At 67.7% G+C, this 21,828-nt stretch carries 18 protein-coding genes; 9 read left to right on the forward strand and 9 right to left on the reverse strand.

Features of this window, described 5'->3' with window-relative positions; translation table 11 throughout:
- On the forward strand, positions 1-1,233 hold a 1,233-nt coding region (locus NZ773_12415), incomplete at its 5' end, for a PilZ domain-containing protein (GenBank protein ID MCS6802728.1).
- Between the two features lie 37 nt (positions 1,234-1,270).
- Here NZ773_12415 and NZ773_12420 read toward each other — a convergent pair.
- From NZ773_12420 to NZ773_12450, 7 genes are all read right to left on the reverse strand, one after another.
- Positions 1,271-2,638, reverse strand: coding sequence for a nitrate/sulfonate/bicarbonate ABC transporter ATP-binding protein (locus tag NZ773_12420; GenBank protein ID MCS6802729.1), 1,368 nt, complete (start codon positions 2,636-2,638; stop codon positions 1,271-1,273).
- A gap of 38 nt (positions 2,639-2,676) precedes the next feature.
- Positions 2,677-4,440 carry an ABC transporter permease subunit gene (locus NZ773_12425; GenBank protein ID MCS6802730.1) on the reverse strand — a complete coding sequence of 588 codons (1,764 nt, stop codon included), beginning with the start codon at positions 4,438-4,440 and terminating at the stop codon, positions 2,677-2,679.
- Between the two features lie 410 nt (positions 4,441-4,850).
- Positions 4,851-7,520 carry a valine--tRNA ligase gene (locus tag NZ773_12430; protein ID MCS6802731.1) on the reverse strand — a complete coding sequence of 890 codons (2,670 nt, stop codon included), beginning with the start codon at positions 7,518-7,520 and terminating at the stop codon, positions 4,851-4,853.
- A gap of 310 nt (positions 7,521-7,830) precedes the next feature.
- A complete protein-coding gene (locus tag NZ773_12435) occupies positions 7,831-8,736 on the reverse strand; it encodes a hypothetical protein (protein MCS6802732.1) in 906 nt (301 codons plus the stop codon).
- Between the two features lie 191 nt (positions 8,737-8,927).
- The gene (locus tag NZ773_12440) at positions 8,928-10,466 is read right to left on the reverse strand and encodes a cellulase family glycosylhydrolase (GenBank protein ID MCS6802733.1); all 1,539 of its coding nucleotides are present in this window, start codon (positions 10,464-10,466) and stop codon (positions 8,928-8,930) included.
- The gene (locus NZ773_12445; protein MCS6802734.1) at positions 10,463-12,175 is read right to left on the reverse strand and encodes a hypothetical protein; all 1,713 of its coding nucleotides are present in this window, start codon (positions 12,173-12,175) and stop codon (positions 10,463-10,465) included. Before NZ773_12445 ends, NZ773_12440 begins: the two co-directional genes overlap by 4 nt.
- Before the next feature lie 5 nt (positions 12,176-12,180).
- Positions 12,181-13,692 carry an MFS transporter gene (locus tag NZ773_12450; GenBank protein MCS6802735.1) on the reverse strand — a complete coding sequence of 504 codons (1,512 nt, stop codon included), beginning with the start codon at positions 13,690-13,692 and terminating at the stop codon, positions 12,181-12,183.
- Between the two features lie 32 nt (positions 13,693-13,724).
- On the opposite strand from NZ773_12450, the gene NZ773_12455 reads away from it, so the two are divergent.
- From NZ773_12455 to NZ773_12480, 6 genes are all read left to right on the forward strand, one after another.
- Positions 13,725-14,621, forward strand: a complete 897-nt coding sequence (locus tag NZ773_12455) for a hypothetical protein (GenBank protein ID MCS6802736.1) — start codon at positions 13,725-13,727, stop codon at positions 14,619-14,621.
- Positions 14,622-14,655: 34 nt separating this feature from the next.
- On the forward strand, positions 14,656-15,582 hold the full coding sequence (locus NZ773_12460) for a PDZ domain-containing protein (GenBank protein MCS6802737.1): 927 nt from the start codon (positions 14,656-14,658) through the stop codon (positions 15,580-15,582).
- A gap of 49 nt (positions 15,583-15,631) precedes the next feature.
- Positions 15,632-16,009: a hypothetical protein gene (locus tag NZ773_12465; GenBank protein MCS6802738.1), complete on the forward strand. Its 378-nt coding sequence runs from the start codon at positions 15,632-15,634 to the stop codon at positions 16,007-16,009.
- 155 nt (positions 16,010-16,164) lie between these two features.
- On the forward strand, positions 16,165-17,379 hold the full coding sequence (locus NZ773_12470) for an ABC transporter permease (GenBank protein MCS6802739.1): 1,215 nt from the start codon (positions 16,165-16,167) through the stop codon (positions 17,377-17,379).
- Complete coding sequence (locus tag NZ773_12475) at positions 17,376-18,053, forward strand: ABC transporter ATP-binding protein (GenBank protein ID MCS6802740.1); 678 nt, start codon at positions 17,376-17,378, stop codon at positions 18,051-18,053. Before NZ773_12470 ends, NZ773_12475 begins: the two co-directional genes overlap by 4 nt.
- Positions 18,050-18,709, forward strand: coding sequence for an efflux RND transporter periplasmic adaptor subunit (locus NZ773_12480; GenBank protein MCS6802741.1), 660 nt, complete (start codon positions 18,050-18,052; stop codon positions 18,707-18,709). Before NZ773_12475 ends, NZ773_12480 begins: the two co-directional genes overlap by 4 nt.
- A gap of 5 nt (positions 18,710-18,714) precedes the next feature.
- On the opposite strand, the gene trxA is transcribed toward NZ773_12480, so the two are convergent.
- Complete coding sequence (trxA, locus tag NZ773_12485) at positions 18,715-19,107, reverse strand: thioredoxin (protein ID MCS6802742.1); 393 nt, start codon at positions 19,105-19,107, stop codon at positions 18,715-18,717.
- A gap of 138 nt (positions 19,108-19,245) precedes the next feature.
- On the opposite strand from trxA, the gene NZ773_12490 reads away from it, so the two are divergent.
- Both NZ773_12490 and NZ773_12495 read left to right on the forward strand, forming a co-directional pair.
- On the forward strand, positions 19,246-20,100 hold the full coding sequence (locus NZ773_12490; protein MCS6802743.1) for a zinc metalloprotease HtpX: 855 nt from the start codon (positions 19,246-19,248) through the stop codon (positions 20,098-20,100).
- 18 nt (positions 20,101-20,118) lie between these two features.
- The gene (locus NZ773_12495) at positions 20,119-21,021 is read left to right on the forward strand and encodes a hypothetical protein (protein ID MCS6802744.1); all 903 of its coding nucleotides are present in this window, start codon (positions 20,119-20,121) and stop codon (positions 21,019-21,021) included.
- Here the strand turns inward: NZ773_12495 and NZ773_12500 are convergent.
- Positions 21,018-21,827 carry a segregation/condensation protein A gene (locus NZ773_12500; GenBank protein ID MCS6802745.1) on the reverse strand — a complete coding sequence of 270 codons (810 nt, stop codon included), beginning with the start codon at positions 21,825-21,827 and terminating at the stop codon, positions 21,018-21,020. The two genes, NZ773_12495 and NZ773_12500, sit on opposite strands and share 4 nt — an antisense overlap.
- Between the last annotated feature and the right edge of the window lies 1 nt (position 21,828).

Here is a 21,828-nt window from a genome sequence, read left to right on the forward strand (position 1 = left end):
GCCTGGCATGAGCAGGCGCTGTTCTATCGGCTGATCCAGCCGGGGAAGAACCGGTGGAATGCGGCGTTCTGGTGTGGGAGCCCGTCGGTGGTGCGGCGAGCGGCGCTGGAGGATGTTGGGGGGGTAGCGACCGAGACCATCACCGAGGATATCCATACCTCAGTCCGGATGCACGCTCGCGGCTGGAAGACGGTCTATCACAACGAGACACTCGCCTACGGCATTGCGCCGCAGACGTTTCACGCGTTTGCGGTGCAGCGGCTCCGCTGGGCGCAGGGGACGATGCAGCTGCTCCGGAGCCCTGACAATCCGCTCATTCGGCCTGGTCTGACGCTCGCCCAACGGCTGAACTATTTCGCCTCGATGATGACGTATTTCGACTCCTACCAGAAGTTGGTTTACCTCCTCGCTCCGTCGATCGTTCTCACGACTGGCCTGTTGCCTCTCGATGTTCCGGCCACTGCATATCTTCTCAATTGGGTCCCCTACTTCGGACTGACTTTGCTCGCAAATGTCGCCCTGGGGCGGGGACAGTTCCGCTTCTTGCTCGTCGAGCAGTACAACCTGCTGAAAATGTTTGTCTTTCTGTGGGCGACGACAGTGCTCGTCTGGCCGCGCCGGCTGACCTTCCGAGTAACTCCCAAGCGTGTTGATACGTCGGTTTCGCAGATGGAGCGCGTCCTGCTCCAGCCGCAGATCGCGCTCCTTGTCGTCATCGGGCTGAGCGTTGTGCTCGCGCTCGTCAATCTGATCTGGGGGATCACGACGACCTACAGCCGTCCGGACATCATTCTCGCGATGGTGGGCTGGGCGGTGGCGAACGCGGGGATCTTGGCGCTCGGCATTCGCGCAGTGCTGCAGCGGCTCCACGCACGCGCGACGTATCGTTTCCCTGTCCAAGTGACCATCGGGCTGACTGATGTCGCTGGCCGTCTCGTCAAGGGGAAGGCGGTTGATCTGTCGCCGACGGGGGTGGGCGTCTGCTTTGGCGAGCCGGTCACGCTTGGCAAAGCGGTGAGCGTCGTCATCGAACTGCCCTCCGGGCTGATTGGGGCGCGCGGGGAGGTGCGCTATGTCGCGCCCCAGCCAGACGGCAATATCAAGGTCGGCGTCCGGTTCATTGCGCTCCATCCCGCCGACCGCGAGCGGCTGATCTTCTTCCTCTACGTTGTGGCGCCGCGCTCGCTCACCCTCGCGCCGCCTGCTCCCGCGCCGGTGGCGCGCGTCGCCTGAACGCGAACGGGCAGCGGTCGCGAGTGGGGTGGGGACCCTACCGTGGCGGCGGAGAAGGCTGCGGATCGTCGAGAAAGAACTCGCCCTTTTCATCGTCATAGCCGAACACCTCGGCATAACGCGCCCAATCGATCGCGGTATCAAGTTGCCGCCGCGCTTCGCCCGGACTGAACGCTTCCTCCAGTTCGGCAATCAGCCGGTGGTCGCTTAGCCGTCCTTTCGGCGCAGCGCGGAGCTCCTCGGCGATTCGGCGGATCAGCTCCACTCGAACGAGGGCCTGCCGGCGGAAGATCTCTTTCTTCTCAAGAATGCTTGCCGCAGCGAAGCGCTCTCCTTCTGCCGTTAGGCGGACATCTCCTTCCTCAACCTCCGCAAAATCGAGCAGGTCGGCCGCTTCGACGATGGGCAGCAGTTCGTCGACTTCCAGCTGGAGATCCCGCGCCAGATCATCAAGGCCGCGCCAGCCGCCCAAGGCGTGGAGCTGCTCGATGAGCCCCGAGATCTCGCCGATGGCGACATGCGGCAGCATCTGATACGTCGGCAGCGGCGCAGCCTCTTGGACCGGCCGCGCGCCGGGCAGCAGCTTCGCGACATCTTCGCGCGGGTTCGTCATGATCCGGTAAATCGTGTCGACCAGCTGGGAGGAGGCAGGGCTTTGGAAGCGCCGCTCTGTGACAGGAAGCCCTGGCAGTTCAGCCCGGATGCGGCCGGGATTGGCGCTGAAGACGAGGAGCCGGTCGGCGAGCCGCACCGCCTCTTCGATGTTATGCGTCACGAGGAGGATCGCCCGGGTCGGAATGCGGCGCGACAGCCACAAGTCGAACAGTTCTCGACGCAGGTTCTCCGCGACAAGCACGTCGAGCGCCGAGAACGGCTCGTCCATCAGCAGAATTTCTGGTTCGACGACGAGCGCGCGCGCGAAGCCGACCCGCTGCTTCATGCCGCCGGACAGTTCGCGCGGATAGGCGGCTTCGAAGCCGTCGAGCCCGATGAGGTCGATCATCTCGAGCGCTTTGGCCCGGCGCACCTCGGGGGGCACGCCCTTCGACAACAGCCCCAATTCGACGTTCTGCAGGACGGTCAGCCAGGGATAGAGGGCGAACGTCTGGAAGACCATAGCGACCGAGGGGTTCGGCCCCTGCAGCGGACGGCCATGGACCCTCACCTCGCCTGCTGAGGGGGGGACAAGGCCGGCGAGGATCCGCAGCAGCGTCGATTTCCCGGACCCGGAGGGGCCGAGCAGGGCGACGATCTCGCCTGGACGAAGCTCGAGGCTGACGCGGTCGAGCACGAGCACGCGCTCCCGGCTGTTCCCGCCGCCGTCGTAGTACTTCACAATCTCGCTCGCGACAAGCAGGGTCTCCTGCTCTGCCGGCGCGGCCGGGGAGAGAAAGAACTGAGCCATCGCAACACCTCCTGAATTTACGCCGTGCGCTTGGCGCCTCAGTCAAGCCGGAAGCGCCGCTCGCTGAGAGCCGCAAGCCGCCGCCAGAGGAGCCGATTGATCAGCACCACCACGGCAGACATTGTCAGCGTGCTTGCCAGCAAGGTTGAGAAGTCGCCCGCCGCCGCGCTTTGCGCGATAGTGGCGCCCAAGCCGACTGTCTGGATCGTCTCTTGGCCGAAGGTGACAAATTCGGCGACGATGCTCGCGTTCCAGGCGCCGCCGGTCGCCGTGATCACGCCTGTCAGGAACGAGGGGAAAATTCCGGGCAGAATGAGATAGCGCCAGCGCCGCCAGCCGGTCAGCCGGTAGAGGGCAGCGGCTTCGCGCAGATCGTTGGGAATGGCCATCGCGCCCGCAATCACATTGAAGAGGACGTACCACTGCGTGCCGAGCAGCATCAGGCCCACAGCGGCTACATTCAGTCCCCCGGGCAGCGTCAGCAAAAGGAGCAGCAGCGCAGGAAAGAGCGCAGTTGCCGGGATGGAAGCGACGACCTGCACGATCGGCTGCGCCCGCTGCGCCAGCCGCGGGTTGAGGCCGATCGCGACCCCGACCGGGATCGTCCACGCCGCGCCGATGAGGAGGGCGGCGGCCACCCGAAGAAAGGTTGCGCCGGTGGCGACGCCGATCGCGAGCCAATCGCCGGGCGACAGCGCTGCGAGCAGCCGTGCCGCGCCGACAATGCCCCAGATGCCGAAGGCAGCGACCCCGGCTCCAGCGAGCGCGCCGCCCGCCAAGATGAGAAAGCGGGTGCCCGGCCGCGATGGCGAGGGGGAGCTGCTGCGCGATGGCGCCGGAAACAGCCGCCCGCCGAGGGTGTCGAGAAGACGCGCGAGCGGCTGGAGAAAGCGCCGCCCAAGCCAGTCGAGCACTGCAGAGCGGCGGAGCGCCGTGAGCACGGCGGACGTGGGGGCGAGCGCGGCTTCCGTCTGTTCCACCTTGAAGCGGTCGGCCCAGGCGATCACCGGCCGCCACACCAGCTGGTCGAGGAGCACGATCACAGCCACCAGCGTCGCTAGGCCGAGGAAGAGAGCGGCGATGTCCCCCTCGTCGGCCGCGGTGCGCAGGTAGGCCCCGAGGCCGGGCAGCTGAAAGCTCTGCTCGCCGAGGGTGAACTGTTCGGCTGCCATGAGGAAGAACCAGCCGCCCGCCCAGCTCATCATCGAGTTCCAGACCAACGGGATCGCGCCGAACGGCAGCTCCAATCGAGTAAACCGCTGCCAGCCGTTGAGGCGATGGATGGCCGCAACCTCACGCAGTTCGGAGGGGATGGTGATCAGCGAGTGATAGAACCCGAACGTCATGTTCCACGCTTGGCTGGTGAAGATCAGGACGATGGCAGCGAGTTCCAGCCCGACGTTGCTCCCTGGCAGGAGCGCGACCAAGGCCAGCACGACACCCGGCAGAAACGAAAGGATCGGGATGCTCTGCAGGATGTCGAGAATGGGAATGAGCACCCGTTCGGCCAGCCGGCTTGTCACCACGATGCGGGCGTAGACGAGGCTGAAGCTGAGCGAAAGGAGATACGCCAGCGCCATCCGCGCTGTCGAGAGCGCGGCGTAGCCGGGCAATGCCCAGGGCGAGAGGTCGATTTCGACAGTCGGGGTCATGGGGGCAGCCCAGCGGGCGGCAAGTTCGACGATGCCGACCGTGACGGCCGCCAGGCCGAGGAGCACCGCTCCGTCGGACCAGGGCGAGAACCGCTTCGGTGCACCCTGCTGGCTGCTGAGGGGAGGTTGAGGAAGTCGCGTCTCGATCATCGTGCACCCCCATCCGCCGCGTTTATGGCGGCAAGAAAAATCCCCCGGACTGACCGGGGGAGGGGGCAGCAGAAGGCGGCGGTCAGGCGCGCAGCGCGCGCTCCCCGCGGTCAGTCGGACGTCGGCGCGGCGGTCGGTCTGGTCTATCGTCCATAAGCGTTCCCTCTGCGCCGCGCTTGGCAGCGTCGGCCGGCGCTCAACCGCTGACTGGCAGGCGCGGGCGGCTGGTCCCGTTCCAAACGAGCAGTAACGAACTGAGAGACTGCCGCAGAAGCCACGGAGGCCGGCAGGACTCTACACCTCGCGCCTGCCGACGCGCAAGCAGCGCGAGGGCGCAGACTGCCCGCTGAGCATGGGACGTCTGCCTGCGCTCCCAGGAGAACGCGAATGCTGTGCCCGCGCGCTGGCACTCACCCGAGCGCGGCGAGGCGCTCGATGATCTTGGCGAGGCGAGCTTCGGCCGCAGCGAGCTTCTCGCGCTCCTTCGCGACGACTGCGGCCGGCGCTTTGGTAATAAACTGCTCGTTGGCGAGCCGGGCGCGGACGCGGGCAACCTCATCCTCAGTGCGGGCACGTTCGTCGCGAAGCCGCGCCTTTTCCTCTTCAACGTCAACGAGCCCTTCTCGCGGAAGGTAGACTTCGGCGCCGTCGAGGATCAGCGCGATGGCATCCTTGGGCGGCTCGGCGAGCGTTTCGACGATGGTGAGCGGGTCGATGCGAGCGAGCTGACGGATTGCGGACGCTTGGGCCGCATACATCCCGGCGTGGTTGCCGGCGACGAACGTAGCCGGGATCCAGCGCTTCGCTTCCACTTTCTCCTCAGTCCGGACGTTGCGCACGGCGCGGATCGCCTCCATGACAGTCGTCCAACTTCGCTCTGCATCGGGGTCGATCAGGGTCTCGTCCGGCTTGGGATAGGGCGCGATGATGAGCGCCTCGCTCCGGAATTCGCCGGTTGGGCGGGGGGCAGTCGCGAGGTGCCGCCAGATCTCTTCTGTCACGAACGGGATGAAGGGGTGGAGCAGGCGCAGCATCGTATCGAGCACCTGCCACGCGACCTCGGGCGCCGCGCTCTGGATCCCGCGCTCCTTCGCCTCGCGGGCATCCACCTTCGCGACCTCAAGATACCAGTCGCAGAATTCCTCCCAGAAGAAGGTTTCCGCGATGCGGCCTGCTTCCCCGAGGTTGAAGTCGCCAAGCAGGCGGTTGACATCGGCGACGACGCGCTGCGTTCGGCTCAAGATCCAACGGTCAGCCAGCTTCAGCGGCGCGTCAGCGCGGTCTTCCCCATCCTGCAGCGAGATGACAAAGCGCGAGGCGTTCCACACCTTATTGACGAAGTTGCGTCCCGCTTCAAGGCGGGTGGTCGTCAGGCGCATATCGTTGCCGGGGCTGGAGCCGGTGGCAAGCGCGAAGCGCAAGGCGTCGGTGCCGTAGGTCTCCATTAGGGTGAGCGGGTTGACCACGTTGCCGAGCGATTTCGACATCTTGCGGCCGAGCTCGTCGCGGACAAGACCGTGCAGGTAGACGTAACGGAAAGGCACCTTCCCCGTGTTCTCGATCCCGAGCATCACCATCCGGATGACCCAGAAGAAGAGGATGTCGTAGCCGGTTTCCATCACCGTGGTTGGGTAGAAGGTGCGGAAGTCCTCCGTCTCCTCCGGCCAGCCGAGCGTGGAGTGGGGCCAGAGCGCCGATGAGAACCAGGTATCGAGCGAGTCTGGGTCTTGCTCGAGGTCGGCCGAGCCGCACTCCGGACAGCGGTCGGGGTCGGTGAGCGGCACGATCGTCGCGCCGCACGCTTGGCAGTACCAGACCGGAATGCGGAACCCCCACCAGATCTGGCGCGAGATGCACCAGTCGCGGATGTTCTCCAGCCAGCGGATGTAGTCCTTTGTGAAGCGCTCGGGAACGATCGTGATCTCTCCGTTGCGGACAGCGGCGAGTGCCGGCTCTGCGAGCGGCTTCATCGACATCCACCACTGGAGGGAGACGATCGGTTCGATCGGCTCGCCCGTGCGCTCGGAGTGGCCGACAGCATGGCGATACGGCTCGGTCTTGACGAGCAGTCCTTGGGCGGCAAGGTCTTCGACCAAGCGGGCGCGGCATTCATAGCGGTCGAGCCCGGCGTACGGTCCGGCATTCTCATTCATCGTCGCGTCGAGGTTCATCACCAAGACGCGGGGGAGGTTGTGACGGAGGCCGATCTCGAAGTCGGTCGCATCGTGGGCGGGGGTCACCTTCACGGCCCCCGTGCCGAACTCGGGGTCAACCGCCTCGTCGGCCACGATGGGCAGCCGGCGGCCGATAATCGGGAGAATGGCGTGCTTGCCGATCAGGTGGCGGTAGCGCGGGTCGTCGGGGTGAACTGCCACGCCGGTGTCGCCGAGGATCGTCTCGGGCCGGGTGGTCGCCACCGTGATGAAGGTCTCCGGCTCTCCCTCAATGGGGTAGCGGACATACCAGAGATGCCCGTCGACCTCTTCAAACTCGACTTCAAGGTCGGAGAGGGCAGTCTGCGCTTTGGGGCTCCAGTTGATGATGCGCTCGCCGCGATAGATCAGCCCCTTGTGGTAGAGGTTGTAGAAGGTTTGGCGGACAGCGCGGGTGGAGATGGGGTCGAGGGTAAAGCGCTCGCGCGTCCAGTCGCAGGAGGCGCCCAGCTTGCGGTGTTGGAGAGAGATGATCGTGCCGTACTTCTCCATCCACTCCCACATCTTCTCGAGGAACTTCTCGCGGCCGAGCTCCTGCCGGGTCACTCCCTCTTTGGCGAGCTCCCGTTCGACGACGATCTGGGCGTAGATTGCGGCGTGGTCAGTGCCCGGCAGCCACAAGGTGACATCGCCGAGCATCCGGTGCCACCGAGTAAGGGTGTCCTCGATGGTGGCGGTGAGGGCATGGCCGAGATGGAGTTCGCCGGTGACGTTCGGCGGCGGCATGATCATGGAGAAGATCGGTCGGCCCGGCTCGATCTTCGGCGTAAACCAGCCGCCCTCAAGCCAAAACTGATAGATCCGGTCCTCGACGGCGCGCGGATCGTACGCTTTGTCCATCGGCAAGGCGCGCTCCGTCTCGGTCATCGTTTCCTCCTCCACGAGAAAACCCCCCGTCCGAAGACGAGGGGCTGCCTCATGGTATCACCTCGGGTTCGGCTGACCCCCGCGTCAGCCCTCTCGCGCACGCGGAGAGGTGAACTCGGTCGGCGTTGGGCGCGCCACCCCTCGACCTGCAACTCCCGAGCGACCTTCGGCGGCATCCTCCGGCCGGCGTTGCGCTGCTCGCCCCCGCTCTAGAGGAAGGAGAAGCCGCCGCTCCTCTCGTTCACCGCTCTGTGCCGAGAGTGTAGGGAGGGGCGCAATACGCCGTCAACTCCGCTCGCGGGGAGAGAAGCTAGCGGTCGAAGGGGGCGGAGGTAACGATCGCTGTTTGCTCCGAGGCGCCGCGCCGCGTCCTCCTTAGCAGCACCCGCTGCGCCGCTCCCTTTGCCTCTGCAAGAAAGCGGCTAACGAGCTCCTGCGGGGGCGGCGCACCGGTGAGAAAGTAGTATTGCGCCGTTCTGCCTTCGACATACGTACCGATGTAGGCAATCGCGACTTTCGGAACAATGCCGAGCCCGAATGGCGCAACGCCGACAAGCTGCCGCGCCAGCAGCCGCCAGACATAGGCTGCGCCGAGGATCGTCACAGTTTCGGCGAGGATCGCTTTCTTGTCGCCGAGCGGTCGACCGTAGGTCGCGCCCAGCTTGTACACCATCATGATCTGGTTCTTCGTCAGGATCAGCATCTCGGCGACGCCTGCGATGAAGGGGCCGAGCACGGGCACAACGTCCGGGATGTTGCTGATGGCGGCGATCTGCGCGTTGAGAAGTGCATATTCGCGGATCTGGTAAGCGGCGGCGAGATCGCGGAGCGCAGGCAGCCGCCGGCCAAGCCCGGCGGCCTCAAGCGGCAGCCGGTCGAACAGTGCTGGGCCGAGAACCGTGACGATCGCCGCCGGATCGAGAGACGAGAGGTCGACGATGTCGGCAGCCCGGTCGTTGGGGGTGACAAGGCGCACGCGGACGATCTCCCCAACGCGCTCTAGCTGTATCTCGAGCGCCGGGGAGTCGACGTCATGGCCGACGATGCCGACCTCTCCCCCGTGGCTGAGCGCCTCGATAATCGCTTGGCGTTCGGCTGGCGAGGCGCCCACCACTGCGATCCGAGCGGGACGAGCGATCTGCTCGTCAATCTCCGCGAAACTGCTGTCGCGAAGAAGTCCCCACACTGTGGTGAGGGCGCCGAGTCCACTCGCCATCCTCTGTCCCCCGTGCGCCCGCTCTCCGGGCGAGCTGGTTCGAGTCGGTCGTGCCTCAGCCGGCGTCGCGCGCAGTTCGCCGAACTACGCGCTCAATTGTACCGTCCCGGTCGCGCCGCGTGCTCTCAGGAACGAGCGGTTTGATGCGGGAAGCGACGGCCGTCTCCCTGCGGAGCAAGGCACAGCCGACCCTACCACCCTACAGGCACGAGACGGATGTCGCGCACTTGGACATCCTCCCAGCGGTTAGCCGCAACTTGGAACGCCGGCAGCCACTGTCCGACGCGGATCTCAAGGATGTTCAGCCCCGAGCGGAGCACCCCCTCCGGAACGCGGAAGCGGAGCCGCGTCCAGTAGGACGCATAGTCCCAGTCGCGGCCGGGCCAGTAGGGAGGGTCGAGCAGCTGGCCATTGATCAGGATGCGGTTGCCGCGGTCGTTCGGCTGGAGTGCTTGGAGCGTCAGCTCCCACTGCCCGGCGGGGTTATCGACATAAAACTCGCCGCGCCAACTGAGCGCCAGCCGGCCGAACCCGTGGAGGGGCCGCCAGGGCGCGGCGAGGTCTGGTTGGTCGCCGAGGTGGACCGGCACGTCGGCGGCGAGGATCTCGATCGGGCGGCGGTGAAGGCCGAAAAGCAGACAGCTTGCCGGGAGGAGGCGCAGCGGGATCGGGCATGACGGCTGACGGACCGGGCGGGGCGGCGCGCCCTTGGGCATCGTGCGCAAGGCGTCCCAGCTCGGTTTTGTCGCCTCGTAGCCCGGCTCGGCGAGCCGAAAGCCCGCCTGATTGTCATCATCCGGCTCGTCGGCGCCGAGGCTCCAGACGGTTACCATCCCGACCCACGGCCATTCGCGCGCGGCGAGGGCGAAGGCTTCCACGAGGTAGCGGCCGCGCTGCTCCTCGCTCACTGCCGGCCCGCCAACGGGTGAGGTCGGGTCGACAGTCCAGCCGAGCTCCGTGATCCAGATCGGCCGGTCGGCAAGGCCGGCTTCGACTAGGATCGCGCGCTGCTGTTCGATGCGCCGAATGTTCAGACCGCCGTTGGCCTCGGCGGGGGCATCCGGCGGCAGGCCGAAGCCGTAGGCGTGCGCGGCCAGAACGTCGAAATCGCGTCCGCCGGGGGCGGCAAGCTGGCGGCGCAGGAACACGCGGTCGTCCATCGCCCGGGCGCTCATCTCGTTGGTTGGCGCGAGCCCGGCGGCAATGACGAGGGCGTTCGGGTCGGCGGCGCGTACTGCTGCTGCCGCGTCGCCGAGCAGCCGGGCGTAGGCTTCAGGGTCGGGGGGGTCGCCGCCCCATTCGTGGGCGAGGTTCGGCTCGTTCCAGATGATGTAGCCGGCGACGCGCCCGCGGTAGCGCTCGGCGACCCGCGAGACAAATGCGGGGTAGAGCGTGGGGTCGCGCGGCGGTCCGTTTGTCCGCCCGGGCCGTGCCCAAGCCGGCTGGTGGTCGAGCCGCAGGACGACCCGCACCCCGTAATAGTCGGCGGCGCGGAGAATGGCGTCGGGATACTCCCAGTAGAACTCGCCGGGCGACGGCTCGACCTCGCGCCAGGCGAGCAGTTGAACGACCCAACCAAAGCCGGCCTCGGCCACGAGGCGCATCGGCCGGTCGTGAATGCGCACCGTGTGCACGGCGTAGCGCAGGGACTCGGCCGGGGGGCGGGCGATTGCCACGCCGCCGATCACCAGCGCGAGCAGGAGCATCACGAGCGCCAGCCGGACGATCATCGCGTTCGCCAGACCCCGCTGTCCGTCGCGACAACGAGCGCGCCATCGCGCGGGTCCCGAGCAACAGCGTTGATCCGCTCGCCGGCAAGGCCGAGCGCGCGCCAGCCGAGGCCGACGCGCTGAAAGACGCCGTCGCTGCTTGTTGCGGCGATCTCGACCCGGCCATCCGCGCCGGCAAGCAGCGCGACGACATGGCGCTCGTCCAATCCGCTCCGCCGCCACGCGCTGCCATCCCACCGCCACAGCCCATCCGATGTTCCAGCGACCAAGCCCTCAGTGGTGGGGAGGAGGGCGCTCACCGTGCCGGAGAGCGGCGGGAGTGCCCGCCAGACAGTGTCGTCGAGCCGATAGACGCCCTCATCGGTGCCCGCCCAGAAGGCGCGGCCATCGCTCGCAACAGCGAAGACGGTTCGGCCGGCCAGCCCGGCGTCGGCGAGTGCCCATGTCGCGCCGCGGTCGCGGCTTTGCAGCGTCCGGTCATACTCGACCCGGGCGATCAGGGTGTCGCCGCCGGCGGCGATAGCGGGGATGATCGCCCGGCGGTACTCGGCCTCGGTCACCGGTTCCCACGTGCGGCCGCCGGTGACCGAGCGAAGGATGCCGCGCTCGAAGGTGCCGGCGAAGAGCGTATCGCCCGCTGGCAGCACAAACAGTGTGAAGGTCTCGCGCAGGTCGCCGCTGAGCGGCCGCCAGCCCTCGGCCTCGCGGCGGTAGACGCCGTCGCTCGTTGCCGCGAGCAGCGTTCCTCCGTCTGCGGCCAGGCCGCGGACCAAAGGCCGGCCAACGCCCTCCCCGCTTCGCTCCCAGCCGTCGGCCCCGGCCGCAAGCACGCCGTGCGCGGTCACCGCCCAGACCCGCGTTCTGCCCGCTGCGGCGTAGACCGTTGCGCTGAGCGCTCCTCCGACCGGTGTCCAAGTTGTGCCGCCGTCGCGAGATTGGAAGACCCCTGCTCCCTCCGTCGCCGCAAGGAGCGCGCCCGCTCCAGCGCCGACTGCCACGACCGGGCGCGGCAGCGGAGGCCCGGGCTCCCACACCTCCCCAGTGGCGCTGATCCAGAGGCGGCCCTCGCTGCGCGCGGCGAGACGGCCGGCACTGTCCGCAGCGACTGAAGAGACCACCTGCGGCAGCGGCGACACATGCTGCAGCCGTCCATCGTGCAGCAGATGGATGCCGCTGCCGGCCGTGGCGATGACGAGACCGGCGCGTCCGCGGGCGAGGCTGAGCACAGTGACGAGGGGATCGAAGCGGGCGACGACAGACCAGCTCTGGCCGCCGTCCGGCGAGCGCAGCACTTCCCCCTCGCCGCCCGCCCAAGCGGTGCCGTCAGGATCGAAATGCACGGCGTAGATAGGAGACCGGGATGAGGTTCTCCGCCACTGCCGGCCGCCATCTTCTGTGCGGTAGACGCCGTCGACAGTCGCAGCAAGGGCAGTGCCCGGCTGGGGAGCGGCGGCCACGCCGTAAGCCGCCACGCCGCGCAGGTCGGCGGCGGTGTGCCAGCTGTCGCCCGCGCGACGGACGGCGACCCCCTCCTCGCGGTACAGGGCGACATAGACGGTCTCATCCGGCCCCACCGCAAGGCCAGTCGCCATCGCGTAGCGCGGAAGGCCGGCGTCATCGCGCACCCATGCCGGCGCGGCGCCCAGCGGGTGACAGCCGGCAAGCGCGGCGATGAACAGGAGCGCGACGAGCGGGCGCATGGTCAGCAAATAGCTTAGGGGATCGCGGCACGCTCCGGGACTGCCGGCTCTTCTTGCCGGAGATTGGGCACGACATGGCGGCGCGCGCTGCCGCGCGGCATCAGAAGCGCGGGCGCGACGGCGACTGCCGCGAACGCTCCGGTCAGCCAGAGCACGGGCCCGAGCGCCGCGCCAATGGCTGCTGCCGACGCGGCGACCAGGTCCGGCGGGAGGGCAGCGCGCTGGCGGGCATCGAGCAGTTGGTTTGCGATGGCGGCGTCGACCCCGTCGAGGCGCGTTGCCAGCGCGGCGCTGAACAGCGCGCCCAGCATCGCCACGCCGACCGTTCCGCCGAGCATGCGCGCGAACTGGACCGTCGATGTGGCAACGCCGCGGCGCGACCAATCGACGGCGTTCTGCACCGAGACCGTGAAGGCAGTGAAGCCGAACCCGGCGCCGATGCCGAGCAGCGTGAGCAATGTCAGCAGCAGCCACGGCGCCGCCAGAGGCCAGGAAGCGACCCCCAGCGCGCTGCCCGTGACGACGATCGTGCCAACTGTTGCCGCCCATCGGTAGCCGAGGGTCAGGATGATCCGCCCGGCGATCACCGCGCCGATGGTCCAGCCGATCGACAGAGGAATGAGAGCGATGCCCGCGTCGATGACCGTGCCGCCCCGCGCTCCCTGCACAAGCACGGGAATGAAGGTCGGCGCGCTGAACACTACGGCGCCGAGCGCGAGGGCGCCGAGTGTCGAGGCGCGGATGATCGGATGCTGGAAGAGCGCAAAGGGCAGGACCGGCGCGGCAGCGCGGCGTTCGATGGCGACAAACGCTGCCAGCAGCGCGAGGAACAGCGCCGTCAGGCCGAGGGTCGTCGGCGAGAGCGGGCCGCGGTTGCGCAGTTCGATGAGCGCAAATTGGAAGACCGTCACCGTCGCGATGAGGGTCCCCGCGCCTGCCCAATCGATGGGGGCGCCGTTCCGCGCGAGTGGCGGCTCGACGAGAGAGAAGCCGACAAGCGCTGCCGAAACGAGGCCGACCGGGACATTGAGGAGGAAGATCCATTGCCAAGCAAGCTGTTCAACGATCAGCGCGCCCAGCACCGGCGCGATGACGCTCGCGAGCCCCCACACGGCGCTGAACAGCCCCTGAATGCGGGCGCGCTCCTCGAGGGCGTAGAGGTCGCCGACGATGGTGAAAGCGAGCGGCTGGATCGCTCCGGCGCCGACCCCTTGGAGCACTCGCGCTGCGATCAGCTGCTCCATCGAGCCGGACAGCCCGCAGAGGAGCGATCCCACGACAAACAGCCCGACCCCGAGGAGATACGTCCGGCGGCGGCCGGAGAGGTCGGCGAGCTTGCCGAAGACAGGAACGGTGGTCGATGAGGTGAGGAAGTAGGCGGTGAACACCCAGGCGTACAGGTCCACCCCGCCAAGTCGGCCGACAATCGTCGGCATGGCTGTCGCGACGATCGTCGCCTCCGTGGCAGCGAGGAAGATGCCGGTCAGGACCGCGAGCGTGACCAGCTGGCGCCGGCGGCCGACCATCTCCACTGCGCCACCCTCCTCTGCCTCGCGCAATGCTAGTGGGAACCGCCAAGGCGGTCAATCGCTCGACGGCGAGGCGGCCACCATGCTACATCCTCCTTGTGCGGCCGCCATTCGATATCGACTCGCTTGCCGATCTGCTGACCGTTCGCCAGCTAGTGCAGGCCGTGGAGGCGCTGCCGCGGCCGGCTGCCCGCTGGGTCCGGCCGCCAACTGTCCTGCCGCGATGGGCAGCCTTGATCGCCGGCTCGTTCAACCCGCCGACGCGCGCCCACCTTGCACTCGTTGAGGCAGCGCGCGCTGCTGGCGCTGATCTTGTCGCGTTTGTCCTCCCGGTGCGCAGCGTTGACAAAGAGACGGTCGAGGCGGCGACGGTCGAGGACCGGCTGGCGCTGCTGGATGCGATTGCCGCTCGGCTTGGCACGGCGCTGGCGCTCACCAACGCCGGGCTCTACGTTGACCAAGCGCGTGCCTTCCGCGCCTTGCTGCCGGATGCGCGGCGCAGTTTTGTCATCGGCTTTGACAAACTGGTGCAGATCCTCGACCCGCGCTACTACGATGACCGGGAGCGGGCGCTGGACAAGCTGGTCGCTCTTGCTGACCTGCTCGTGGTGCCGCGCGCTGAGGCCGGGGAGGAGACGATCCGCGCTCTCCTTGCCCAGCCGGCTCATCAGCGCTGGGCGGCGGCGGTGACGGTGCTGCCGGCACCTTCCTCGCTCGAGGCGCATCTCTCGGCGTCCGCGGTTCGCGCCGGCCTGCACGACGGTGACCTCGACCGCTGCCTGCCCCCAGAGAGCGCGGCGTTCGTCCGGCGCTGGCAGCCGTACCGCCCCGGCCCCTACGCCGAGCGCTGGCGCGCGCTCGAGCGGGCGTTGCAGGGAGGACCGCCCGGCGCGGGAGAGACGAAGTTGCGTCCTTCGCGGGAGTGAACGAAAATTCGTTCATCGCTTAGTGGGGGAACCGATGCCCCGGTCCCGGCGTCGCTCGCTGAAGCTGCTGATCCCGTCGGCGCTGCTGTTTGTCCTGCTCTGTCTCGTCGCTCCGCTGCTGGTCGGCCTCGGCCTGCGGGCGCAGCGCGGCAATGAAGCGCCGCTCGGCGAGCTTGGCGGCGGGCAAGCGTGGGTCGGCATCCGCATGCGCCCTGTCACGCCGGAGGCCGCAGCGGTGCTCGGCCTGCCCACTACCAATGGCGCCCTCATCGACCGCATCTATCCGACGAGCCCGGCCGAGCAGAGCGGACTGCAGCAGTTCGATGTCATTATCCAAATCAATGGCCAGCCCGTGGCGACGGTCGATGCCGTGAGCGGCGTGTTCAGCGGAATGCGTCCGGGCACGCCGGTTTCGATCACCGTCCTTCGCCCTGACCCGAGCGGCCGAAGCGCAGCGCAGCGGCGGGAGATCGCCTTGGTGACGGGCACGCGGCCGCGCATCGGCGAAGTGCGCGGCTGGACCGACTACCGCAGCGCGAATGTTCCCTATCAGTTTCGCTATCCGAACACGTGGTTCATCGATGATGTGGGGGCGCCTGCCGAGCCGATCCTGATCGCGCCTCCGACGCCCTATAACGACGTCGTCCAGTTCCAAGTCTCGGCGAACGTGCCGGCGCTCGACCAATGGTACCGGCAGGTGCTGGAGAGCGCGCGCGAAGGGGCGGCCGAGGTGCGGGTCGAGAATGAGCGTTCGGTGACCTTGGCGAACCTCCCGGGGCGCCGCGCCAGCCTGACCATCATCGGCAGCGCTAATCTCGAGCAGAAAGTCGAATTTGTCCTCATTCGCGACAGCGCGACCAGCCGAGGCTACTTCATCTTTCTGTCAGCTCATCCTGTCTCCTATCCTGACTTGCTTCGCAACTTCGAGGATATCTTGGCAAGCTTTAGCATTCGCGGTTAGGCAGTGCTACACTCCCGGCTAGCCCAGACAACCCGACCCGGACTATCCAGTGCAGGACCCCGAGGCCGTTCCTGACGCGCCGCATTCGCTCGAGGCGGCCTATCAGGAAGCGCTCCAGCTGATCAAACAGAGCCGCTGGACAGAAGCGAAGCGCGCTATTGAGCGCGTCGAAGCGGTTGACCCAACTTACAAGAATGCGGCCAAGCTGCGCGTGATGGTCGAGGAAGTGATCCAGACCTCGTTCTACGGCTTCCGCCTGCCGCCGCATCTTGCCGCGCAGCAGCGGCCGCCTGCCGTCCAGACAGCGAGTGACGAGGAGCCAGAGGACGACCTGCCGCCGCCGCGCCGCACGCGCTGGCCGCTCCTGCTCACCGGCCTGATCGTCCTGCTGATGCTCGTCGCCATCTGGATGATGTTCCCGCGCTAATCCTCTGCTCGCTGCGGCTCCGCCGCGAGGCGACCCCGGCTGCGGAGCGCAGAAGCGGCCAGAGCAACCCCGCGAGGTGCGAGAGCGGCGCGCCGGTCGGGGGCGAGGGCGCAGCGTCGTAGACAGGCGTCGTCCAGCCAGACTACAGTAAAACGATGCTTACTCGAGAGAAGGCTGCCCCGCCTGCTGACCTCCCCATCCCCGTCAGCTTCCGCCTGCCGCTGGCGCTCCGCAGCATCGTCCGTCGCTGGCGGAAGGTAGTTGGGGCGACGATCGGGCTTTCGTTTGCGCTTTCCGTCGTTGTCGCCTTCCTCGAGCTGTCGGCAGGGGGAACCTATCTCTTCACGAGCGAGTACACCGAGACGGAGATGGATATCTACGTTCTGATGCAGGGGGGGGTGATCGCGCCGATCTTGCCCGGCGAGCGTCTTGGCGAGATCGAGGATGGACGGCTCTTTCTCAGCCAAGTCCGCGCTTTTCCGGAAGTGCGCGCCGTGATCGGCATCTATCTGACGGCGCTCAGCCGCGAGCGCGAGCGGCTGCCGAACGGCCAGCAAGCGACCGAGCCGTGGACGGCGGTCGGGGTCTACGGCGACCCGAGCCGTGTCGCCGGCACGCTGGTGCTCAAGGAGGGGCGCTGGTTCCGCCCGGGCAACGAGATCGTCGTCGGGCAGAGCTTAGCCGACGCTCGCAGGCTGCGCGTCGGCGACACCGTGATCCTGAACGGCCGCCGCTTTCAAATTACGGGGGTCGGGCATCTGCGGGGGGTCGGGTATGGCTCGAACGGCTACGCCTATCTTGATTTCGATACCGCGCGCGAGCTCTCTCGGGGGCGAGATGTTGTCAACCTCGTGATGATCGACACGGCAAACCCTGCCGCGACGGCGGCGCGGATCACCCGTGCCCGCGACGTTCAGGTGCTGACGAAGGATGAGGCGATCGCCTCCGTCTTGGAGCTGGCAAACTCGCGCCTTGTCGTCTACGTTCTGTTTTCCGGGCTTGCGCTCGGCGTTGCGGGGCTGTTCATTGCCAGCGTTCTGGGCGCCTCTGTCAACGAGCGGCGGACCGAGTTTGCGACGATGCTGGCAATCGGTCTGCCGAAGCGGACGATCCTCAGCCTCGTTCTCGGCGAGGCGCTGGTGATCGCGGTAATCGCTTCGTTCGTGGGCACGGTGATCGGCATCGGGATCGGCGAGCTGATGAATGTCTACTTTGCGCCGATTGCTCAGATCGAGCGGATTGCGGTCTTCGAGCCGGTGATGGCCGCGCAGATCCTCGCTATTTCGATCGCGCTTGGCGCGATTGCCGGGTTCTTTCCGGCTCGGGCCGCGCTCAGCCTGCAGCCGGCAGATGCCCTGCGCGAGGCATGATGTTCGAACTTCGCTCGGTGACACGGGAATACCGTCTCGATGAGGTGACCGTCACCGCGCTGGAGGACGTCTCGCTTCGGATCGAGGAGGGGGAATTCGTCGCTATCCTCGGTCCGTCGGGTTCGGGGAAGAGCACCCTGCTCAACCTGCTCGGACTGCTCGACGTGCCGACGGCGGGAGAGGTGCGGTTTGACGGCCGCGATGTCGTCCACCTCTCGGCGGGCGAACGGGCGCGGCTGCGCCTCGAGGCGATCGGCTTCGTCTTTCAGCGGTTTCATCTCGTCTCGGCGTTTTCCGCAATCGAAAATGTCGCCTTGCCGCTCGAGGCAGCGGGCTGGCCGGTGCACGAACGGTGGGAACGGGCGGCAACCTTACTGCGGTCGGTCGGGCTGGGCGACCGGCTGGTCTTTCCGCCGGCGCGGCTGTCGGGCGGGGAGCGCCAGCGGGTCGCGATCTGCCGCGCGCTCGCCAACCGGCCCCGCCTCGTGCTCGCCGACGAGCCGACAGGCCAGCTCCACAGCGAGGACAAGGCCGGGATCATCGCGCTCTTTCAGCAGCTGAACCGCGACGGAAACACCATTGTTGTGGTCACGCACGACCCTGAAATGGCACGCGCTGCCCGCCGGATCATCGAGCTGCGCGATGGCAGGATCGTCCGCGAGGCGCGAACGTGACCGAACGCGCACTGCCGCACCGCCGGCCGATTGCGCTGCGGTGGGCAGCGATCGGCGCGCTGAGCGCGCTTGCAGTTGGAGCGATCGCGCTCCTCAGCCAGTTGCGGCCCGGAGGCGGGGCAGCGACGCCGATGTCGCTCCTCGACCAGCCGGTGGCGGTTGAGGCGCGCGGTCGAGTGGTGCCGGAGACATGGGCAAACCTCGCGCCGACCATATCGGGGCAGGTAACGGCGGTGTTTGTCCGGGAGGGACAGGAAGTTGCCGAGCGGCAGGAGCTGATCCGGATCGAAAGCGACCTCGGCGCTTTCACGCTCGTCGCCCCGTTCCGGTCGATTGTCGCTCAGGTGAATGCGAAGCGGGGCGAGACCGTTCTCGCGGGCCAACCTGTCGTTGTCGTCGGCGATCTCTCCCGCTTCGTGATCGAGACGACCGACCTGAACGAATATGGCGTGGCGCGGATCCGCGTGGGCCAGCGGGCCGAGCTGACGTTTGAAGCGCTCGAGGGGCTGGTCGGCAAGGGGGTCGTGCGCAGCATCGCGCTGCGCGGTCAGGCGAGCCCGACGGGCGATATCACGTATCCCACTGTGCTCGAATTTGATGTTGCCGACCCCCGCCTGCGGTGGGGGATGACAGTGCGGATCCGCTTCGAAAACTAGCGGCTTTAGGCGAGCGCCTCGTCGATCGCCGCCTTGATGCGCGGCTTGGGAAGCGCACCGACGATCCGCTTCGCCTCGACGCCGCCTTTGAAGACGATGAGCGTCGGGATGCCCATAATGCCGAGCTGGCTGGGCGTCACCGGGCTTTCGTCGGTGTTCAGCTTCGCGAACTTGACTTTGCCTGCATACTCCTCGGCGAGCGCCTCGACCGCGGGCGCGACCATCCGGCACGGCCCGCACCAAGGCGCCCAAAAGTCAACCAGCACAGGCAGGTCGCTCTCCAGCACCTCCTGCTGGAAAGTCTGGTCCGTTACCTCAATCAGATTGGCAGCCACCTCGCACTCCTTCTGCGCCGGCGCTTCGCTAGGGAGCGGCAGCCGGCCTTCCAAGCGTAGCATCTCTGCAGGAGAGTGACGCAACAGCAACGCCGCTCTCCTTGCCGATCTGATATGAGTCTAACGGGAGCGACTCTTCACGTGACGCGAAGTTTCGTATCCTTATCCTTAGCATGGGAGACCGCCCTGGAGGGAGAGGCCATGAACAATCTCAAGACCTTGCTCTTGCTCGCCCTGCTGACCGGCTTGCTGATCTTCGTTGGGCGGCTGGTCGGCGGCGTCTCGGGGATGGTGGTCGCCTTCATCTTCGCGATCGCGATGAACTTTGGCGCTTACTGGTTCTCCGACAAGATTGCGCTGCGAATGGCGGGGGCTCATGAAATCGATGAGTCGCAGGACCCCGAGCTGTTCGCGATGGTGCGGCACTTGGCACTGCGTGCCAACCTGCCGATGCCGCGCGTTGCCGTGATCGATGATCCGTCGCCGAACGCCTTTGCCACCGGGCGCGACCCAGCGCATGGCGTCGTTGCGGTGACGACGGGCATCCGCCAGCTGCTGACCCCGACCCAGCTCGCCGGCGTGATCGCGCACGAGCTTGCGCACATCAAGAACCGCGACACCTTGACGATGGCGATCGTGGCGACGATCGCGGGGGTTATCAGTTTCATCGGCCAGATGGCGTCGTGGGCGCTGATGCTGGGCGGGTTTGGCCGGAGCGACGAGGAGGAGGGCGGCGGCGTCCTCGGCGGGCTGTTCGCGGTCATCGTCGCGCCGATCGTGGCGATGCTGCTCCAGTTTGCGATCTCGCGGGCGCGCGAATATGAGGCCGACGCGCTCGGCGCGCGCATCGTCGGCGACCCGGAAGCGCTTGCCAGCGCGCTGGCGCGTCTTGAGGCGATGGTGCAGCGCGTCCCAATGGAGGCGTCGCCGGCGACGGCGCATCTGTTCATCGTCAATCCGTTTGGCGGGCTGAACATCGCGCATCTGTTCAGCACGCACCCGCCGACGGCCGAGCGGATCGCGCGTCTGCGGGCGATGCAGTTCGCCTACCGCTAATCTGACGGCCACTCGCCGATGGGACAGGGGTGGATACTTGACGGCGAGTGGCGCCCGTTTCGCATCGGCGGCCGGCACGATCTCCGCGCCGCCGCATGGCGCCCAGGGAGCGAAGAAGCGCTCGTTGCGGGCAACCACGGCACGCTCGCCTTCGTTGGACCGACGGCCCGCGTTCTCCCTCCTCCGACGCGCGACAATCTGCGCGGCATCGCTTGGCGGCCGGACGGCGCCTGCGCGCTCGCGGTGGGCGACGGCGGAACGATTGTTGTCGTCGCGGAGACCCTTCGCCTGACGCCCGTGCTGACGCCGGTCAATCTCCGGCGGGCGGCGTGGCATCCCACGGGCGCGTGCTGTCTTATTGTCGGCAACGACGGGCTTGCGCTGCTCTGGACTGACGGCCGAACGCGGGCGGTCGGGTGGGGGCGCGCTCACCTGCGCGACGCTGCGTGGCGGCCGGACGGCGAAGAAGCGGTGATCGCTGGGAACGGCGCGCTGTACCGCTATCGCCGCGATGAGGATGACCTCGAGGTCATTGCCGAGCTGCCCGACGGCGATTTCACCGGGGTGGCCTGGCTGCCGGGGGGAGAGCGCTTCTTCGCCGTGGGCTACCGGCAGGTCGGCGCGGCGCTTGATGCCCGCGAGACGGTGGCGTGGCTTGGGCCGAAGCTCGAGCCGGCCTTCGCCGGGATCGCGGGCCACACGTTCGTCCAAGCGGTCGCGCGGCCGGGACGCGAAGAGGTGTGGATCGTCCAGCAGCCGGCGTATGCGGCGAGCGAGTCGCGCCTCCTGCGCTGGTCGGGGGGCGCGCCCGAGGTGGTCTTCCGCCACGAGACGGCGCGTCTTGTCCAGCTCAGTTTCGATGAACGGGGCGAGCGGGCGGTTGTCGTCGGCTCGCCTCGCGCTGCCTTCTGGCGCAGCTAAGCGCTGCCGGCTGCGGGGCGGCCGGGCGCTTCGTCATTGCCTGCCTCGCTCTGCGGCGAGCGCGGGGCGCGGGGGCGCCGCAGGAGGATGTCGCCGAACGGCTGCAGCTGCTCGACCTCGGCCTCGCCGCGGCGGACCATCTCAAGCATTGCCAGAAACGTCGCCACGATCGCCGCAACGCCCTGATGGGCGCCGACGGCGGAGCGGAACGAGAGTGTCTCGTGGCGGGCGAGGAGGCGGCGGAGGGTCTCGATCTGCTCGGCGACGGTTATGGCGGGTGGAGGGAGCGCGTCCGCTGCGCTCGGGCGGCGGCGATGGGCGAGGCTGAGGAGGAGCTGGCGCAGCCGCTCCGGGGGAAGGGAGATCGCAAGCCGGCGCGCCGGCGCGAGCGCGGGGGGCACGCGGCGCGGCCAGCAGCGCAGTCCGGCCTCCTCGCGCTGGCGGAGCGCTGCCGCGGCGGCTTTGAGGCGCTGGTAGTCGCGCAATTGACGGGCGAGCGCCTCGGCGGCGGCGATGGCGTCCGGCTCGTTTTCTTCCTCGCGGGGCGGGACGGCGGGAGGCGGCAGAAGCCGGATCGATTTGAGCAGCAGCAGCTTGGCGGCGACGACGAGGTAGGCGGCGATCTCGTCGAGGTCGGCGGCGTTCGCCTCGAGATAGGCGAGAAACTGGTCGGTGACGGCGAGCAGGGAAACGACGCTGATGTCGAGCTCATGCCGCTCGATGAGGGCGAGAAGAAGGTCGAGCGGGCCGTCGAACACCTCGAGGTGAACGGCAAAGCGGGGCCGACTGGCGAGGTCGAGGGGCACG

The organism is Dehalococcoidia bacterium (assembly GCA_025054935.1).
Taxonomy (GTDB): Bacteria; Chloroflexota; Dehalococcoidia; order SpSt-223; family SpSt-223; genus JANWZD01.

What these genes read in the sequence shown, in the direction of transcription:
- NZ773_12420 (MCS6802729.1), bottom strand. Translation starts at nt 2,638, where the DNA reads ATGGCTCAGTTCTTTCTCTCCCCGGCCGCGCCGGCAGAGCAGGAGACC.
- NZ773_12425 (MCS6802730.1), bottom strand. Translation starts at nt 4,440, where the DNA reads ATGATCGAGACGCGACTTCCTCAACCTCCCCTCAGCAGCCAGCAGGGT.
- NZ773_12430 (MCS6802731.1), bottom strand. Translation starts at nt 7,520, where the DNA reads ATGACCGAGACGGAGCGCGCCTTGCCGATGGACAAAGCGTACGATCCG.
- NZ773_12435 (MCS6802732.1), bottom strand. Translation starts at nt 8,736, where the DNA reads ATGGCGAGTGGACTCGGCGCCCTCACCACAGTGTGGGGACTTCTTCGC.
- NZ773_12440 (MCS6802733.1), bottom strand. Translation starts at nt 10,466, where the DNA reads ATGATCGTCCGGCTGGCGCTCGTGATGCTCCTGCTCGCGCTGGTGATC.
- NZ773_12450 (MCS6802735.1), bottom strand. Translation starts at nt 13,692, where the DNA reads ATGGTCGGCCGCCGGCGCCAGCTGGTCACGCTCGCGGTCCTGACCGGC.
- NZ773_12455 (MCS6802736.1), top strand. Translation starts at nt 13,725, where the DNA reads ATGCTAGTGGGAACCGCCAAGGCGGTCAATCGCTCGACGGCGAGGCGG.
- NZ773_12460 (MCS6802737.1), top strand. Translation starts at nt 14,656, where the DNA reads ATGCCCCGGTCCCGGCGTCGCTCGCTGAAGCTGCTGATCCCGTCGGCG.
- NZ773_12470 (MCS6802739.1), top strand. Translation starts at nt 16,165, where the DNA reads ATGCTTACTCGAGAGAAGGCTGCCCCGCCTGCTGACCTCCCCATCCCC.
- NZ773_12475 (MCS6802740.1), top strand. Translation starts at nt 17,376, where the DNA reads ATGATGTTCGAACTTCGCTCGGTGACACGGGAATACCGTCTCGATGAG.
- trxA (MCS6802742.1), bottom strand. Translation starts at nt 19,107, where the DNA reads ATGCTACGCTTGGAAGGCCGGCTGCCGCTCCCTAGCGAAGCGCCGGCG.
- NZ773_12490 (MCS6802743.1), top strand. Translation starts at nt 19,246, where the DNA reads ATGAACAATCTCAAGACCTTGCTCTTGCTCGCCCTGCTGACCGGCTTG.
- NZ773_12495 (MCS6802744.1), top strand. Translation starts at nt 20,119, where the DNA reads ATGGGACAGGGGTGGATACTTGACGGCGAGTGGCGCCCGTTTCGCATC.